Source organism: Mycobacterium europaeum, assembly GCF_002102155.1.
In the GTDB taxonomy this organism is placed as follows: Bacteria; Actinomycetota; Actinomycetes; order Mycobacteriales; family Mycobacteriaceae; genus Mycobacterium; species Mycobacterium europaeum.
In genome coordinates, this window is sequence record NZ_LQOU01000034.1 from 1 (window position 1) to 16,022 (window position 16,022).

At 65.7% G+C, this 16,022-nt stretch carries 15 protein-coding genes; 11 read left to right on the forward strand and 4 right to left on the reverse strand.

All coding sequences use genetic code 11. The annotated features are described in order from the left end of the window. The 4 genes from AWC03_RS16480 to AWC03_RS16490 form a co-directional block, all read left to right on the forward strand. Positions 1-293, forward strand: a 293-nt coding sequence (locus AWC03_RS16480; protein WP_142278414.1) for a helix-turn-helix domain-containing protein, incomplete at its 5' end; no start/stop codon positions are given. Beyond that, the gene (locus AWC03_RS28135) at positions 290-412 is read left to right on the forward strand and encodes a hypothetical protein (RefSeq protein ID WP_276328777.1); all 123 of its coding nucleotides are present in this window, start codon (positions 290-292) and stop codon (positions 410-412) included. The genes AWC03_RS16480 and AWC03_RS28135, both read left to right, overlap by 4 nt. Positions 413-610: 198 nt before the next feature. Continuing rightward, positions 611-1,417 carry a ParA family protein gene (locus AWC03_RS16485; protein WP_085241805.1) on the forward strand — a complete coding sequence of 269 codons (807 nt, stop codon included), beginning with the start codon at positions 611-613 and terminating at the stop codon, positions 1,415-1,417. Next, a complete protein-coding gene (locus tag AWC03_RS16490; RefSeq protein ID WP_085241806.1) occupies positions 1,414-1,812 on the forward strand; it encodes a hypothetical protein in 399 nt (132 codons plus the stop codon). The genes AWC03_RS16485 and AWC03_RS16490 overlap by 4 nt, the downstream gene beginning before the upstream one ends. 210 nt (positions 1,813-2,022) lie before the next feature. Here AWC03_RS16490 and AWC03_RS16495 read toward each other — a convergent pair whose 3' ends face one another. Next, positions 2,023-3,165, reverse strand: a complete 1,143-nt coding sequence (locus AWC03_RS16495; RefSeq protein ID WP_249025900.1) for an IS30 family transposase — start codon at positions 3,163-3,165, stop codon at positions 2,023-2,025. 297 nt (positions 3,166-3,462) lie between these two features. Here AWC03_RS16495 and istA point away from each other — a divergent pair, with 297 nt between their 5' ends. The 3 genes from istA (at position 3,463) to AWC03_RS16510 (ending at position 6,553) form a co-directional block, all read left to right on the forward strand. Beyond that, positions 3,463-5,058: an IS21 family transposase gene (istA, locus tag AWC03_RS16500; RefSeq protein ID WP_142278415.1), complete on the forward strand. Its 1,596-nt coding sequence runs from the start codon at positions 3,463-3,465 to the stop codon at positions 5,056-5,058. Continuing rightward, positions 5,055-5,870 carry an IS21-like element helper ATPase IstB gene (istB, locus tag AWC03_RS16505; RefSeq protein ID WP_085241808.1) on the forward strand — a complete coding sequence of 272 codons (816 nt, stop codon included), beginning with the start codon at positions 5,055-5,057 and terminating at the stop codon, positions 5,868-5,870. The genes istA and istB overlap by 4 nt, the downstream gene beginning before the upstream one ends. Positions 5,871-6,019: 149 nt before the next feature. After that, positions 6,020-6,553: a hypothetical protein gene (locus AWC03_RS16510; protein WP_085241809.1), complete on the forward strand. Its 534-nt coding sequence runs from the start codon at positions 6,020-6,022 to the stop codon at positions 6,551-6,553. A gap of 145 nt (positions 6,554-6,698) precedes the next feature. On the opposite strand, the gene AWC03_RS16515 is transcribed toward AWC03_RS16510, so the two are convergent. Next, entirely contained in the window at positions 6,699-6,914 is a 216-nt protein-coding gene (locus tag AWC03_RS16515) for a hypothetical protein (RefSeq protein ID WP_036407463.1), read from the reverse strand. A gap of 111 nt (positions 6,915-7,025) precedes the next feature. Between AWC03_RS16515 and AWC03_RS16520 the strand changes: the two genes are divergently transcribed. Together AWC03_RS16520 and AWC03_RS16530 are read left to right on the forward strand one after the other, a co-directional pair. After that, positions 7,026-7,571 carry a hypothetical protein gene (locus AWC03_RS16520; protein ID WP_142278416.1) on the forward strand — a complete coding sequence of 182 codons (546 nt, stop codon included), beginning with the start codon at positions 7,026-7,028 and terminating at the stop codon, positions 7,569-7,571. A 542-nt stretch (positions 7,572-8,113) separates the two neighbouring features. Then, the gene (locus tag AWC03_RS16530; protein WP_249025901.1) at positions 8,114-9,262 is read left to right on the forward strand and encodes a helix-turn-helix domain-containing protein; all 1,149 of its coding nucleotides are present in this window, start codon (positions 8,114-8,116) and stop codon (positions 9,260-9,262) included. A gap of 168 nt (positions 9,263-9,430) precedes the next feature. Here AWC03_RS16530 and AWC03_RS27010 read toward each other — a convergent pair whose 3' ends face one another. Further along, complete coding sequence (locus AWC03_RS27010) at positions 9,431-9,661, reverse strand: antitoxin VbhA family protein (protein ID WP_142278417.1); 231 nt, start codon at positions 9,659-9,661, stop codon at positions 9,431-9,433. Positions 9,662-9,981: 320 nt separating this feature from the next. Between AWC03_RS27010 and mobF the strand changes: the two genes are divergently transcribed. Beyond that, the gene (gene mobF, locus AWC03_RS16535; RefSeq protein WP_085241823.1) at positions 9,982-12,834 is read left to right on the forward strand and encodes a MobF family relaxase; all 2,853 of its coding nucleotides are present in this window, start codon (positions 9,982-9,984) and stop codon (positions 12,832-12,834) included. A gap of 816 nt (positions 12,835-13,650) precedes the next feature. Next, complete coding sequence (locus tag AWC03_RS16540; RefSeq protein WP_085241811.1) at positions 13,651-15,198, forward strand: IS1182 family transposase; 1,548 nt, start codon at positions 13,651-13,653, stop codon at positions 15,196-15,198. Between the two features lie 144 nt (positions 15,199-15,342). Here the strand turns inward: AWC03_RS16540 and AWC03_RS16545 are convergent, their stop codons facing one another. Beyond that, positions 15,343-15,525, reverse strand: coding sequence for a J domain-containing protein (locus AWC03_RS16545; protein WP_085241812.1), 183 nt, complete (start codon positions 15,523-15,525; stop codon positions 15,343-15,345). Positions 15,526-16,022 lie beyond the last annotated feature (497 nt).

Here is a 16,022-nt window from a genome sequence, read left to right on the forward strand (position 1 = left end):
CAACCGGGCGCGCCATAGCAGCCATCATGGCCACCCTCGCCGAACTCGAACTCGAATTAGGTCGCGAGCGGCGCGCCGCGTCACGCCAATCCCGACAGGCCCGCGGTCTGCCCACCACGAAGCCGACCAAGCTCACTGCCGAACGCCAACAGCAGCTGCGTCGGCTTGCTGCTACCGGTGAACCCGTGCCCGAACTAGCCAAAGCATTCGGGATCGGCAGGGCCACCGCCTATCGGTATCTAGCTGGACTTCAACCGCCCGCAGCTGCGCACGGCGGTAACCTGGCGAAGTGACTCCCCACGACGACGACTCCCCCGCCGCCGAGGACGCCAGCGACAAGCTCGCACGCTTGTGCGCGGCGATAAGTGCGATCGACATCGACGTTCTGCTCTCCGAGGAAGCCTGGCGATAACTCCCCCCTCAGGTGATCTGATCATCCCGGCGAGAAACCAATCGGACTGACCGCCCGGGCCTCGAAACAGCTCCCCACCACCGGCTTGATCTGGCCCTCCCCACAACGTGAATCCGAGTTACTTACAAGCAAACATGTATACAGACATGTAAGTCTGCATGTAGACATGCTTGTTTGTAAGGAGGTATGCTCTTGGCTATGGATGTTTCCGCAGATCATCGGTGTGAAATCGTGGCGGTGGCGCTGCAAAAAGGGGGCGTGGGGAAGACGACCACCACGATTAACCTTGCCGCGAATCTCGCTGCGATGGGTTTTCGCATTCTGGTGATAGATATGGACCAACAGGCGCACAGCACGAAGGGCCTCGGCATCGAGCTCGCCGCAGACGATGCCTCGATGTACGAAGTGCTGCACCCTGATAGGGCGATGCGCGTGCCGCTGGCCAAAGTCATCATGCCCAGCCGCTTCCGTATTGATGTCGCGCCCGGCCACCTTGCGCTCAAGGAGCTCGAGCGCACCGGTCTCGGATCGGGTGGCCAACTACGACTCGCGCGCCAACTCGACGACATCGAAGGCTACGACTTCGTACTTATGGATTGCCCGCCGGCGTTGGGGGAGTTGACGACGGCGGCGCTGGCGGCCGCCGATTACGTCTTGGCGGTCCTCAAGGCCGGCCCCGATGAAGTCGACGGCCTAGTCGAACTGGGCAACTCAATCCTCGATGTCCAGGAGACTCTCAATCCGGACGTGGAAATCCGATATGTGCTGCTGGCCGATTTCGACGGTAATCCCAAGGCCAGCAAGGACGTGCGCAAGCAACTGCGCGCCGACTGGGGCGAATGGGACGCCGGTGGCGCCTACCTGGGCGAAATTCCGCACACCGTGCGAGTCGTGGAAGCCAAGGGCAAGCGCGTGCCCGTTCACGTGCACGCCCCGACGTGTACGGCCGCAGTGGCATACCGAGAGGTGGCCGAACGCATCGCGGCCAGGCGGCAAGCAGCATGAACGCAGCAAAGCCCAGCGGTCTACAGATCGGCTCGACCAGGCCCTTGTCTCGCGCGGAACGCCGCGCCGAGGCCGCACGAGTCAAAGCCGACGACGCCCCTCCGGAACCGGCGCCGGCCAGCCGGCCGCCTCAGGACGACGACGTTCCGCCGGCGCCGATGGCAGCCCCCGATCAGGCAAACAAAGCACCCGAGCCGCCGGTACGGTTGAAAGCCCGCCAGCGCAAACCGAAAAACCCGTTCGCTACGCAGCTGCACTCAGGAACCCTGGCCCGCTTGGAATGGATCAAGGCCCACGGATACGCCATCACCGACACCGTCGACGAAGCCATCAACACCTACCTCGACAAAGCCGGAATCCCCAGACCAGACCACAACGACCGCATGCCCAGCTGAGCCCAGCTGGGCATGGTGGGGCCAGGCCGGAGTCACACTTCGAGCCATAAGCCCTGATCAGCCACCGAAAACGGCCGCTGAGCCCCGATATCTGCACGCCACCTCGTTAACCTCTCCCGCATGCGCATCGACACGTTCAATTGGCCGTGACAGTCTGAATTGGCCCCAGTGGGACGGGGCGGATTCCAGCGGTCGTTGCAACACGGGTGGTCAATGGGCTTGTGCGAGTAGTTTATCGAGGCGTTCGGCCGGTGTTTGCCAGTCCAGTGTTTTGCGGGGTCGGGTGTTAAGTTCGGCCGCGACGGCGCAGAGATCGTCGGCGGTGTGCACTGACAAGTCGGTGCCCTTCGGAAAGTACTGGCGCAGCAATCCATTGGTGTTCTCATTCGATCCGCGCTGCCAGGGTGAGTGCGGATCGCAGAAGTAGACCGCGACATCGGTGGCGAGGCTGAATTCGCGGTGGCGGGCCATCTCCTTACCTTGGTCCCAAGTCAAGGAACGACGGAGCTGGGTCGGCAGTGTGCCCAAGGTGGTGATCAGCGCATCGCGGACGGCGGCGGCGTTGCCGCCGTCGGGCAGGTGCAGCAGCATCACGTAACGGGTGGAGCGTTCCACCAAGGTGCCGATCACCGAATTATGGCTGGCGCCAACGATAAGGTCGCCCTCCCAGTGCCCGGGTACGGCTCGGTCGGTGGCCTCGGCGGGGCGCTGGCTGATCATCACCATCCCGGGAATCTTGCCGGTCGGCAACGCCGTCGCGCCGCGGCGCGGCCGGCGCATGGTGCGCCCGGTGCGCAGGGCCCGGTGCAGTTCACGGCGCAACCCGCCGCGTCCTTGCACGTAGATCGCCTGATAGATGGTCTCGGGCACCAGATGCCTTTCCGGCTGGTCCGGGAAGCGGCAGCGCAGCTCGTGGCTGATCTGCTCGGGACTCCAGCGCCGGTCCAGCAGCTGTTGCACCATTGTGCGCAGCTCAACGTCGCCAGCCAACTTCCCCGGTCGTGGCCGCGGACGCCGGCCCAGGGCGCGCCGGTGCGCGGCGAAGGGCCGATAGGAGCCAGTGACCGGATCGGCGTTGCGACGTAGTTCCCGGCTGATGGTGGCCGGATCTCGGCCGAGCTTGCGGGCGATCGCGCGTTTTGACCAGCCCAGCCGGTTCAGGTCGGCGATGCGGATGCGTTCGTCCTCGGACAAGAACCTCGCCGACACCGTCGGCGGTGCCACGGTGATCGGCCGGTAGTAATACTCCCGGCCCCGGGCCCGGTGGCGCCGTCCGTGTCGCCATCGCTGACCGGTCTTGCGGTGAATCCCGACTCGTCGACACGCCTCAGAATTGTTCAGCCCCTGTTTCATCAGCCGAAGGTAGAGTTCACGCTGGGCGGTCAAGGGTTTGCCAGGCCCGGGTTTGTGGCGTTGAGACGAATCCGTCACCTACAACTCCTGAGAGATCAGGTGTTGCAACCACCGTTAGAACCCAGGCGGCTTGAAGTGGCCCCATCTGTGAGGCGGCGGGGTGTCGGTGTGACGGTCTGATTTGGCCCCACGTTTGCGACACGCCGCGACGGTTATGACGGCTTGATTTGGCCCCACCGCAGCGTGGTCGGCATCCGGATGGCCCGGAGCGCTGATCACGAAGGCGAGGCTGGAAAGTTGAGTGCGCGGGTGGAGCAGTTTGCGGCGATTCGCCGCGATCATCGGGTGGACGGGATGTCGATTCGGGCGCTGGCCGATAAGCACCACGTGCACCGGCGCACGGTGCGTCAGGCGCTGGAGTCAGCGCTGCCGCCGCAGCGCAAGGTGCCCGAGCGGGCGGCGCCGCGGCTGAAGGCGTTCAAGTCGGCGATCGACCAGATGTTGCGCGGTGACCTGGATGCGCCCAAAAAGCAGCGCCATACCGCTCGGCGGATCTTGGCGCGGCTCGTCGATGAGCATGGCGCGGTGGACTTGTCGTATTCGACGGTGCGCGACTACGTCGCCAAGCGCCGCCCGCAGATCCTGGCCGAGGCGGGCAAACCCTTGGAGCTGGGCTATGTGCCCCAGACCCATCCGCCGGCGGCCGAGGCTGAGGTGGACTTTCATGACCTGTGGGTGATTCTGGCCGGGGTCAAGACCAAGACCGCACTGTTCACCATGCGGTTGTCGTACTCGGCACGCGCGGCGCATCGGGCGTTTTTAACCCAGGGGCAAGAGGCGTTCCTAGAAGGCCACGTCTACGGGTTTGACCGCCTCGGCGGGGTGCCTGTGGACAAGGTGCGCTACGACAACCTCAACAGCGCGGTCAAACAGGTGCTGTTCGGGCGCTCCCGCCAGGAGAATGAGCGCTGGATCGCGTTTCGCAGCCACTACGGTTTCGAAGCCTGGTATTGCCAGCCCGGCCATGAGGGCAGCCACGAAAAAGGCGGCGTAGAAGGCGAGGGCGGGCGGTTTCGCCGCAACCACTGCGTACCCATGCCGGTGGTGGAGTCCATCGACGAACTCAACGCGCTGCTGGCGGCAGCCGATGATGCCGATGACGCCCGCCGGGTGGGCAACCGGTCCACCCGCGTAGGCCAGGACTGGGAATTCGAAAAGACGCTGCTGCGCCCGCTGCCGGCTGAATCCTTCGATACCGCATTGACGTTGACGCCCCGAGTAGACCGCTACGCCCAGGTGATGGTGCGCTGCAATCAATACAGTGTGCCGGCCCGATTCATCGGGCATCGGCTGCGGATCAAACTGTCGGCCTCCGCGATCACGGTGTATGACCGCAACACGGTGGTGGCCCGCCACCAACGCGCCGTCGGCAAGGGCGCCAAAGTCCTTGACCTGGACCACTATCTGGAGATCCTGCTGCGCAAGCCCGGCGCCCTGCCCGGAGCCACCGCACTAGCGCAAGCGCGCGCTTCCAAGGCGTTCACCGCCGAGCATGAGGCGTTTTGGGCCACCGCCCGCAAAGCCCACGGCGATGCTGCAGGTACCCGAGCGCTCGTCGAGGTGCTGTTACTGCATCGCCACCTGGACCGCGTCGACGTGCTGGCCGGCATCGCCGCGGCACTCACCGTGGGGTCCACCAGCCCTGATGTGGTGGCGCTGGAAGCCCGCAAGGCCGCCGAACAGCGCAGCGCGCTAAGCGGTCCAGACGGCACCCACCGCGACAGTCAGGTGGTGATCCTGGCCGAGCATCGCCCGATGGCCGTGCCCGCCGATACCCGACCGTTGCCCTCGGTGGACCACTACGACACCCTGCTTGGGCGAGAGAGCTCATGACGCGGCGCCACAACGTTACCGAGCAGGCGGCGACCGCGGCGATCGAGCAGGGCTGTCGGATGCTGCGCCTGCCCACGATTCGCGACCGGTTTGCCGAAATCGCCGCTGCTGCCGAGCGCGAGCAGCTGTCCTATCTAGGATTTCTCTCCGAGCTGGTGATCGCCGAATGCGACGACCGCACCCGCCGCCGCGCCGAACGCCGCGTCCGCGACGCCGGGTTTCCCCGCCCAAAACGGTTAGAAGAGTTCTCCTTTGACGACAACCCAGCCATCAACCCCGCCGTCATCGGCCAGCTGGCCACCTGCGCCTGGGTCAAGGCAGGAAACCCGCTGTGCTTGATCGGTGACTCCGGCACCGGCAAAACCCACCTACTCATAGCACTGGGCACCCTGGCAGCCGAAGCCGGCCACCGAGTCCGCTACACCCTGGCCAGCAAGCTCGTCAACGAACTCGTCGAAGCCGCCGACGACAAACAACTGAACAAACTGGTCAACCACTACGGGAGGGTCGACCTGATCCTGGTCGACGAGCTGGGCTACCTACAGCTCGATCGCCGGGGCGCAGAACTGTTGTTTCAAGTCCTCACCGAGCGCGAAGAGCGCTCGGCTATCGCTATCGCCTCCAACGAACCCTTCTCATCCTGGACAAAGACGTTCACCGACCCGCGCCTATGCGCCGCCATCGTCGACAGATTGACATTCGCCGGACAGATCATCGAAACCGGTACCACCTCCTACCGGCTCGCCCACGCCCGCAAGAACCGCCCAGGCGGGGCCAATTCAAACCGTCACCCCGGGGCCAGTTCAAGTTGACATTGCGAGTTCAATCGCTCGCGGGGACGCCGGTTATCTCGCGCAGCCTGTGAACTGGCCGACTTCACGGCAAGAATCGGTGTGAAGCCAGAAACGCACCATCGCCAGACAAACCACGCGGCGACGCTCCTGAGCGCTCGGAGCATGTCGTGACCGTTCGCCACATCTACGTCGACGAAACCAAGCAGCGCGACTATCTGCTCGTTGCCAGCGTCCATGTCACGACCGACCTCGCCGCCCTGCGCCGGGTGGTGCGCGGTCTGCTACTACCCGGACAGCGCTACCTGCACATGAAGAACGAGAAAGACGGCCGCAAGCGCACCATCGCTCAAGCCTTCGTCGATGCCGGCGTACAAGCCACCGTCTACCGCGCGGGAGCCCAGCATCGCAACGAGCGCCAGCGGCGCTCAGCGTGTCTACGTGCCCTCATCGACGACCACGCCACCATCATCGGCGCACGCATAGTTCTCGACGAGGACGAAACCATGGTCAAGTTCGACAACCAGAAACTGATCGAATACACCAGGGCCGCCGGCTGCCGCGACACCCTGCGCTACGAGCACAAACGATCACACACTGACGCGCTGCTGGCTATCCCCGATGCGATCGCCTGGTGCTGGGCAAAAGGCGGCGACTGGCGCAAGCTTATCAACCCCGCTGTCACGGCTATCCGCGACGTCTAACCAGGCCCCTAAAAATCGCGAAGCCCGAGCGCCGCGGTCGTCCGGCCGGGTCTCGGGCTCACTTCCTGAAGCTCAACGCAACAGGCACCACCCAATATACGAGATAAGCACCTAGAAATCTATCTCTTGGCCAGCCAGGCGGGGTTTACCGCTGCTTGCGCTCCTTGTACCGCAAAAACCCATCCACGGCCTGCTTGGTCACGCCCAACTGGGCAGCAATCCACGTCGTACCACGGCCGGACTCCACTAGACGCCGCGCCGCCTGCCGGCGCCGCTCGCGCGCATCGGCGCTTTCCTCGTCAAGGCGCGCCAAATCGGCATGCGCGCGCACCAGCTCGGCCAGCGCCTCGTCTTCGTCCATACCGGTTATTCCATCACACAAGTCAAGACAGCCTTGACTACTCCATCGGACACACCTAGGGTCAAGGCCTGTCTTGACTAACGTTTGCATTCGTCCCGGAGGGCCGCCGCTATGAGTCTTGCCGTATTCGAAGACGCTGCGCGAGCGCACTTTTCGAACCCACCCGCAGCCTGGCAGGTGCTACCGCACCGCGAGTACGGCGGCTGGCAGCTGGTCGATAACCACGGCGCGATCATCCACCACTGCCTCACCAAAGCCCAGGCCGAACGCCGACGCCACAGCGGGCCCGCCGCACAGCGCTGGTGCCAGCGCACCGATTGGTACCTCGGCTACGACCCCAACGGCCGCACCCTCACCGGACCCGAACAACTGATCATCGCTGACATCATCGAGCAGATCGGCGCCGCCACCAGCCCATTTCAGCGCGCCACTGATATCCGACCGGCCCGCTTCCTCGACCAGGCGGTCGACGACGACCGCATCTGGGACGCAGCACCACTGCCCAACGGCCGCTACCAAATCCGCGGCGACTACTTCCACACCTACACCGCCGGCGACCTCGACTTCCTCGACGACCACGCCGTGACCGCGACCACCGACCTGACCGCCTTCCTCCGTGACCTCCTCGACACAGCAGACGCACGCTGCACGGCCTGATCGATCACGAAAAGATCACGCGCTGACGGCGTGTCAGCGCCGAATTCAGATTTCAGCGGTGCAGGATCAGGCCATGGCTGGACCAAATCGACCGGGCCGAGTTCATCTCGGCCCACGTCATGTCATCACCATGCGCATCCCGGTGGCGGTGCGTGAAGCCGTAGACGCGGCCGCAGCGGCCCGAGGGATTGATCGCTCAAGCTATTTGGCCGATGTCATCGCAGCGCACGTCGGAAGATCCGACCTCGTAAGGCATCTCGACAAGGAGGTCCTACCGCTGGCCATGTGAGACGACCGCTCCGCGTCAAAACGCGTGTGTCTTGGGTCGACATGACGCAGGGGCACATGTGACAGCTCAATAAACGGCGAAACCCCCGGCTGGCACCGAGGGTTTCCGCTTCCCCGAAGGGACTGCTTTGCCTAGCAGCTCTCACGGTAGCGCATACCCGAATCTGATTCCAGAGGACGCGCACCGTGACATTTCACATTCACAAATTGGCCGCGTATATCGCGGGTGCACCGCCGCTTCCCCGCGTCGTGGTGTGGTGCGGACGCGGCCGTGGGCGGCGCGGTTGGCGGCCGCCGATCATGCGCGGCGCCGGCGATCCGCCGCCGCGGCTGTGGCGGCGGTCGTCCTCGAGCTCGGTGATGCCCCGTATGCGGGTGTGCCGTGCTGGACTGGACGCCGCGATCGCTGGGCCACGTGGACGGTTCCGGTGGCCTACGACTGCCGCTACGACACGCATGTGCGGCCGCTGATGCCGGGTAACCCCATTAGCCGCAAAGCGCTGCTCGCGGTCGCTGAGGCCCGCGCTCGCTACGCCGATCACGCCACCGGCCGCAACAGCCGGCCCACCAACGAGCGCCTGGCCGCCGACACCGGCTACAGCGTGCGCACCATCCAGCGCGCCGACACCGCCCTGCGCCTGCTCGGGGTGGCCACCGAGGTACTGCGCGGCCGCCAACGCTCCCGCATCGAGCGGCTGGCCTCCTGGCGGGTCGGCGACCGCGGCCGCGGCTGGGCCAGCGTGTGGGCGCTGCACGACCACCCGCAGCTCAACCGGCTGATACGTCGGCTGTCACCCCACCCGCGTAGCGGTCCCGTTAAAGATACAAACTCCCGTCAGGGAGTGGTTACTACCCCGCCCGGCAGCCCTACGGGCCGCCGGCAGCGCGGCGCGACGCGCCGCCGAGCACCGGACACCGGGGGCTCGGCCCTGGCGCGGACATGGCGAGCAGCTTCGCAGTCCCCGCCGTGGGCTCAGCGGCACACAGCCGACGCATGGGCAACCATCCTGGCGGGCCCGGCCCGGCACGGCTGGACACCACGCGACCTCAACGCGCTCATCACGGACTGGGCCGGCGTTCACCGCTGCATCGTCCCCGACAGCCCGTACAAGCCGATCGGCCTGCTCGGTGCGATCCTGGCCTGGCACGGCCGCGACAACCTGGCCGAGCGCCCGGCCGCCCTCGACGAAGCCCGCGAGGCCGCCCAGCTCGCCGCCGACCGCGCACGCATCGCCGCCCAGCTCGCCGCACGCGACACCACCGCCGCAGCGCGCGCCGCCGGGCGCGCCGCCCTGTCCGGGCCCGGGCACGCCGCCGCCCGCGCGGTGCTGGCCGACATCGGACGCCAGCGACGCACACCGCGCCCCGACACCGTGAGCCGCGACACGAACGCCCAACCGTGAGCTATACCGCCGCACGGCAGTCGGGCACGCCAACCATCCGGTTGGGCACCACAACCACCCGCCCCGCTCGGACACCAGCTTCAGACACGCCGCCGCGCCAACACCACAAACCAAAACGCGATACATAGGACACCTATAGAGGTGCATTCAAGGAGGGTCGCCGCCGCACTAGTTAGATCGGCTATCTTCGTCGTGCTGGCGCTGCGAATGCACATCCGCCAGCACCCGCGCCCGGTACTGCTCGATGGTGATCGCACCAGACGCGAACTCGACGAGCAGATCGATCGATGCCGGTGTGGGCTGACAGCCCTCCAGCACACTGCTGGCGATCGCGTTGCGCACCGCGCGCCGGTCCGCTGGTGACAGCCGACGACTCCGCGCATCCACGTAGGCCCACATCGCCGCAAGCTCGGATTCCACCGGCCCGTTCCCACCCTCCTATCGGCTACCACTCGCAATCGTCGCCTGTTCCTGTGTCTGACCTTCCTGTATCCCGTGGTCCTGTTACCCCTATCAGCAGCTTCGCTGCTGTCTATAGCAGCCCTTCGGCTGCTTACTCCCCGCTTACCTTGCCATCCTCTACCAGCTACTTAGCCTACCAGCTTTAAAATACGTTGGCACATTTGCACATTTTGTGCAAGCATTGGTTCAGCACACCTGCGGTGTGCTGAACCTTGGCCCCGCCTGGGGTCGGGACCAGGCGATTTTGGGCGGTGGCGATGCTGACGGTTTCCCCGCTGAAGCGCTGGTCGATCGACTACTACAACGACACCGCCCGCCAGGCCGGGGAGGCGGCCAAGGACCGTGCGGCAGCAAACGGGGGTCTGGGCGAGTACTACGGGGAACATGACACCCGGACTCCGGTGTGGCTGGTGGCCGGTGATGCCCGTAAGGCGGCCGAGGCGGTCGGGTTATCGGATGCCGACCGGGTCGGCGGGCCGGCGGATTTGGACACTGTGGCCCGTTGGCTCGACGATGGGATCGCGCCGAATGGGGCGCGTGGGCGGCGGTTCGCCGAGGGTGATAACCACGGGTTCGATCTGACGTTCTGCGCGCCGAAAAGTGTCAGTTTGTTGCGGGCGTACGGCGATGACGTGATGCAAAAAGCGGTCCTGGAGGCGCACAACGCGGGCGTGCGCGAGGCCCTCGAATACGTTCATCAGCACGCTGGTTACACCCGCGTGCACAACAACGAGACCGGGAAAAAAGACCTCCAGAGGCTGCCGGGTTTGGTGGCCGCGGCCTATCAGCATGAGACGTCGCGGGCGGGTGATCCGCACCTGCACACTCATGTGATCGTGCCCAACAAACAGCCCCGCGCAGACGGAAAACTCGCCGCCCTCGACAGTGACCAGCTGTGGCATGAAGCCAAGGCCGGCGGGGTGATTTATCAGGCCACGACGCGGCGGGTACTGACGCAATCGATCGGCGCGGAGTGGGGGCCGATCGATCCGCACACCGGCATGGCCGAGCTGATCGGGTTCGACCCCGAGGTGATCAAGGCGCACTCGTCCCGCAGCACGCAGTTGCGGGAATGGGCCGACGACAACCTGACCCTGGTTGACGGCAAACCCACCCCAGCGCAGCTGGCGGCCGCGCAGAAAGCAACCCGGCCGCGCAAACCCGAATCGCTGCCGTGGGCCGAGCTAGAGGACCAGTGGCACGCCGACCCAAAAGGCGTTCGGATCGACCAGCTGCCCGAGCTGTGGCACCAGGCCCGCCAGAAGCGCCGCGCCACACCTGAGGTATTTGATCGGCGTCGTATCGTCGAGATTGCCGCCAGCATCGACAAGGCGGCGTTCACCCGGGCCGATCTGGTGGAAATCATCGGCGCGCAACTCCCCGTCGAGGTCGACGACCGCAGCCCGCGTGAACAGATCGAAGCCGCGGTCGAGGAGATCGCGATCCGGGTCAGCGAAGAGCGCCAGGCCCATCACCGTGAGGGCCACGTCCGCTACACCATCGACCTGGTGCTCTTCGAGGAATGGGACATCCTCAAGATGGTCGACGCGCGCGATGACCGCGCGAGTGTGCGGGTCAGTGCGGCCGACACCGAAGGTCTGTCCGCGGACCAGAGGCGGGCTGTGACGGCGCTGGCCGAATCCCCGTGGCTGGTGCAGCCACTGGCCGCGCCCGCCGGCGCCGGCAAGACTCATTCGCTGAAAGCCTTGCGCGCCGCGGCCAACCGCGCCGGGCGCACGGTCGTGGTGCTCGCGCCCCAAGGCCGCGCTGTGGACATCGCGAAAAACGAGTGCGCCGGCGACGAGGCTTACACCGTCGATAAGGCGCTCATCGAGCTGCGCAACGGGCGGTTGACGCTCGATCACCGCGCCGTCGTGGTCGTCGACGAAGCCGGTTTGATCGGCAACAACCAGCTTCGCGAACTGCTCACCTACACCACCGCCGCGGGGACGAAAACGCTGCTCGTCGGGGACGCGCATCAGCTGTCTCCGGTGCGTAAACGCGGCGGCATGTTCGAGCAACTCTGCGACGATCTGCCGTGGTCCCAACGGCTTTCCGAGGTCTGGCGGATGCGTGACCCGCAAGAACGCACCGCCTCGCTGGCGCTGCGCAACGGCGGCCCCAACCCGCTACGCCGCGCCATCGCCTGGTACCGCGACCACGACCGGCTGCGCTGCGGCGACGAAGTGACCATGGCCGCCGACGCGCTCCAGGCCTACCGCGCTGACGTCGCCGCCGGCAAAGACCCCCTACTCATGCCCGACAAGTGGGAACTGTGCGACGCGCTCAACAAACAAATCCACAACGATCGCGTCGCGCCGGATGCGCCGACCGTGACCGGCGCCCGCGGGCACCAGATCGGGGTCGGAGACCTCGTCGTCACCCGTCACAACACCACCGACATCCCCGTCTGGGCCGCCCCCGACGAACGCGGCCGCCTCGACACCAAACTCGCCTCCCAGGTTCGCAACGGGCAACGCTGGATCGTCGAGCGCGTCGACACCCGCGAGGAGCGGCCCCGCGTCAGGGCCCGGCGCACCACCGACAACGCGGTCGCCGTGATAGCCGGCGACTATCTACGCCAGCACGTCCACCACGGCTACGCCGTCACCCTGCAATCCGAACAAGGCGACACCGGCCAAACCGCCTACCCCATCGTCAGCGCGCGCACCGACCGCAAAACGCTGTACACCGGCCTGACCCGCGGCATCGAAATGAACCGCGTATTCATCTACGACAAGATCGCCGGCGAAGGCGACCACGAACACGCCCAACCAACTGCTGGGCTGCACCAGGCTCGCCGCGGCGATGCCCACCAGGCCGCCGACCTCGTCCGCGCCATCACCGGCCGCGATGAGCGACCCCAAACCGTCCACCAAGTCGCCGCCCAAACCGGCCGCGACCAACTACCCGACCGGGTAGCCCGCTTCACCGCCAAACGTGACCATGACCTCGCCCGCCGCCGCGGCACCTACCGAGCCTGGACCGACCACCACGCCCGCGAACAAGCCGAACAAAACCGCTGGCTCCACGACTACCTCGACCGCGCCCGCGACCAAACACACACCCGCGAACACAGCACCGACACCGGCTACGACATCGGGCTCTAAGTGCTCGTTTTAAACTTGGGCATGGGGTTCATTAACGCCCTCATAGATCTCTTGAGCGCTGGCAAAGCGCCGACGCGCAACCACTCCCGCCGCTCGGCGGGGGATCGGTGCCCGTGCGGCCGAGGACATATCCGGCGCACGACAAGCCGAAAATACGGCGACTTCCTCGGCTGTACGGCATGGCGCGACGACGGGCGTGGGTGCAACAACGCCTGGAAGCTCGACGGCCGCCGGTTGCCGGGGTAGCCGGATGTCTCCAACCGTTCGGACTCACGACCACACCCAGGTCTGAGAGCCGACATGCCGGACGGTCGGGGCGTGTCGATCCCCTCCCCCAGCCTGACATTGTGCGGGACCGTCCTACGGCCTCAAGGGCGGACCTACGGCCCGTCGCCTACGGCGATCACGACCCTTGACCCCTATGGCCGGCCCCTGAAATCGGGCCTCTATGGGGGAGGGGATGAACCCCCCAATTTTCAATGCCAGCACAAATATTCCACGTCACGAAAACTGTTGACTCGGAAGTGAATTAAGCGACCGAGGCTCCAAGTCTCTAACCAGCGGCGGTCCACGGCAACGGATCGTCAGCGCTGCCAGCGCACTGGCCCGGCCCATAGCGGAGGGCGGTTGGCTTGGGGGTCGCTGTGGTGGGTGACGGTGATTTGCACTGTGGCCGTGTCGATGTGGGTGGGATGTTTCTGGTGGTAGATGGCCCGGCGGTGCGGGTCACGCAGTAGCGCGTAGGCGGCTAGGAGCCTGCTGAATTATTCCGCGTGTCCGGGTGGGTTGTCGTGGGGTTTTCGGGATGATCGATGGGTGCAGGGTCGCTCTGATGATCAGCGTGAGTTGTTGGATGCGGAGTCGGTTGCCGGGCATCTTTTGAAGTCCGACAGCGTGTTTGCGTTTCTGGCGGCGCATCGGCTCGAGTTGTTTCCCGAGGAGATGTTCGCCGATCTGTTCCCGTCGCGGCGGGGACGCCCGAGCGTGCCGGCCGACGTGATGGCGTCGGTGATCACGTTGCAGGCGTTGTATGGCCTGTCCGACAACGAGACCGTCGATGCGGTCACCTTCGATCTGCGTTGGAAAGCCGCGTGCGGTCTGCCGGTCACGGCCGTGGCGTTTCATTCGACGACGCTGACTTACTGGCGGCGTCGGTTGGCGGCGTCGGATCGGCCGAATCGGATTTTCGAGGCAGTGCGGGCGGTGGTCGCCGCCACCGGGGTGCTGGCAGGCAAGACGCGGCGGGCGTTGGATTCCACGGTCCTCGACGACGCGGTGGCCACCCAAGACACCGTCACGCAGTTGATTGGCGCTATCCGCCGGGTTCGCCGTGAGGTTCCCGGCGCAGCCGAGGTGATCGCGGCGCATTGTGATGCTCATGATTACGACGACCCGGGAAAACCGGCGATCGCCTGGAACGACAAGGCGGCCCGCGATCAGCTCGTCGATGCGCTGGTCACCGATGCTCATCGGCTGCTGGGATATTTGCCTGACCAGCAACGTGGTCCTCGTGAGGCCGAGGCGCTGGCGTTGTTGGCGTTGATCGCCGGTCAAGACGTCGAGCCGGTCGAGGGTTCTGATGGCACCGATGGGCACTGGCGTATCGCTCACCACGTTGCTAGTGACCGGGTGATCTCGACCGTCGATCCTGAGGCGCGTCATGCGCATAAGACGGTGCACCGTCGCCAGGACGGGTTCAAGGCCCACATCGCCGTCGAGCCCGGTACCGGGATCATCACCGCGTGTGCGTTGACCAAGGCCAGCGGCAGCGATAACCACGACGCCGTCGTGGGGTTGGGCTTGCTCGACGGTGAAGACACCCCGGTGCGGGTGCTCGGCGATAGCGCCTACGGCACCGGCGCCGCCCGGGCCGCTCTGGGTAAGGCCGGTCACGTCGCGGTGATCAAACCCGTGCCGTTGCGCACTCCGGTGCCCGGCGGGTTTACCACCGACGACTTCGTCGTTGACCTCGAGGCCCGTACGGTGACCTGCCCGGCAAACCACACCCTACCGATCCCACGTGGCGGCGGTGTTGGCTTCGAAAAATGGTGCGGCTCATGCCTATTAGCGTCACGCTGTACCACCGCAAAGCGGGGACGCAAACTCACTTTGAGCGAGCATGACCCACTTTTGCGGGCCGCCCGTACCCAAGCCCATGACCCCGAATGGCAGGCCGAGTACCGCCGGCATCGTCCCATGGTGGAACGTTCGATCGCCTGGCTGACCCGAGATAACCGCAAGGTGCGCTACCGAGGAGTCGCCACGAACAACCGCTGGTTGCATCACCGCGTCGCAGCGTTGAACCTGCGCCGGCTTATCACCTTGGGCCTGACCCACAACGGCACCAGCTGGGCCATCGCCTAACACGCTCAACCAAGGCCTTGCCTCAACCGACGATCGCTGCCACGCTCAACCACGGCGGGGTGACCTCTTTTGTCGACCTCAGGGTCTGACTTCAAATCAGCGCCAACGAGCGCCGCGAGGCACCCCGCCCCACACCCCACTAATTCAGCAGGCTCCTAGAACCTGGCGCAGCTGGGTTTCTGCGTCAGCGGGTGAGCCCGCATAGTGGGTGTCGGGGTGGAGGGCGCGAAGTTTGACCCGGAAGGCGTGAGTGATTTCTGCTGGGGTGGCGGTGGGTGTTACGCCGAGCACGGCATAAGGATCGGCGGGGTCGGTGCACTGGTTCATCACTGGCCTTGTGGTCGCAGATGAGAGCGGGGGTCCATGGCCGGGGGTGCATCGGAGAGTCCAGCTAAAGGACAGCTAAAGGGGATTGATCTTGGTTTTGGTGCCCGTCAAAACCCGGAAACTTCGGCGGGCTGCTGGCGTGATTTGGCGTGGGTAAGGCGCGGGGCCCGCCGCCCGGAAGGGAGGGGGCGGCGGGCCACATCAATTATGGCGGTTTTTCACGTATCACCCGGTGCTGTTTGGTGTGCCACGTCGGTGGCGGTGCGCGCGGAGGTCAGTTCCTGCGTCGGGCGCGTGGTGAGGTCGCTGTGGGTGGCACGCGAATCAGTGCCCGCTTGTGTGTTATCGGTCAGGGCATCACCTCCGTTCGGCAAACGCCCGGTAATCCCGGGATTTGGTTGGGTGTCGGGGGAGACCGCTGGGTGGGCCACACTGGATCCTGCCGCCGGCGGGTGGACCGCTGGCTGCTGTCACTAGGTGGCCGGCCAGGGCCGGTC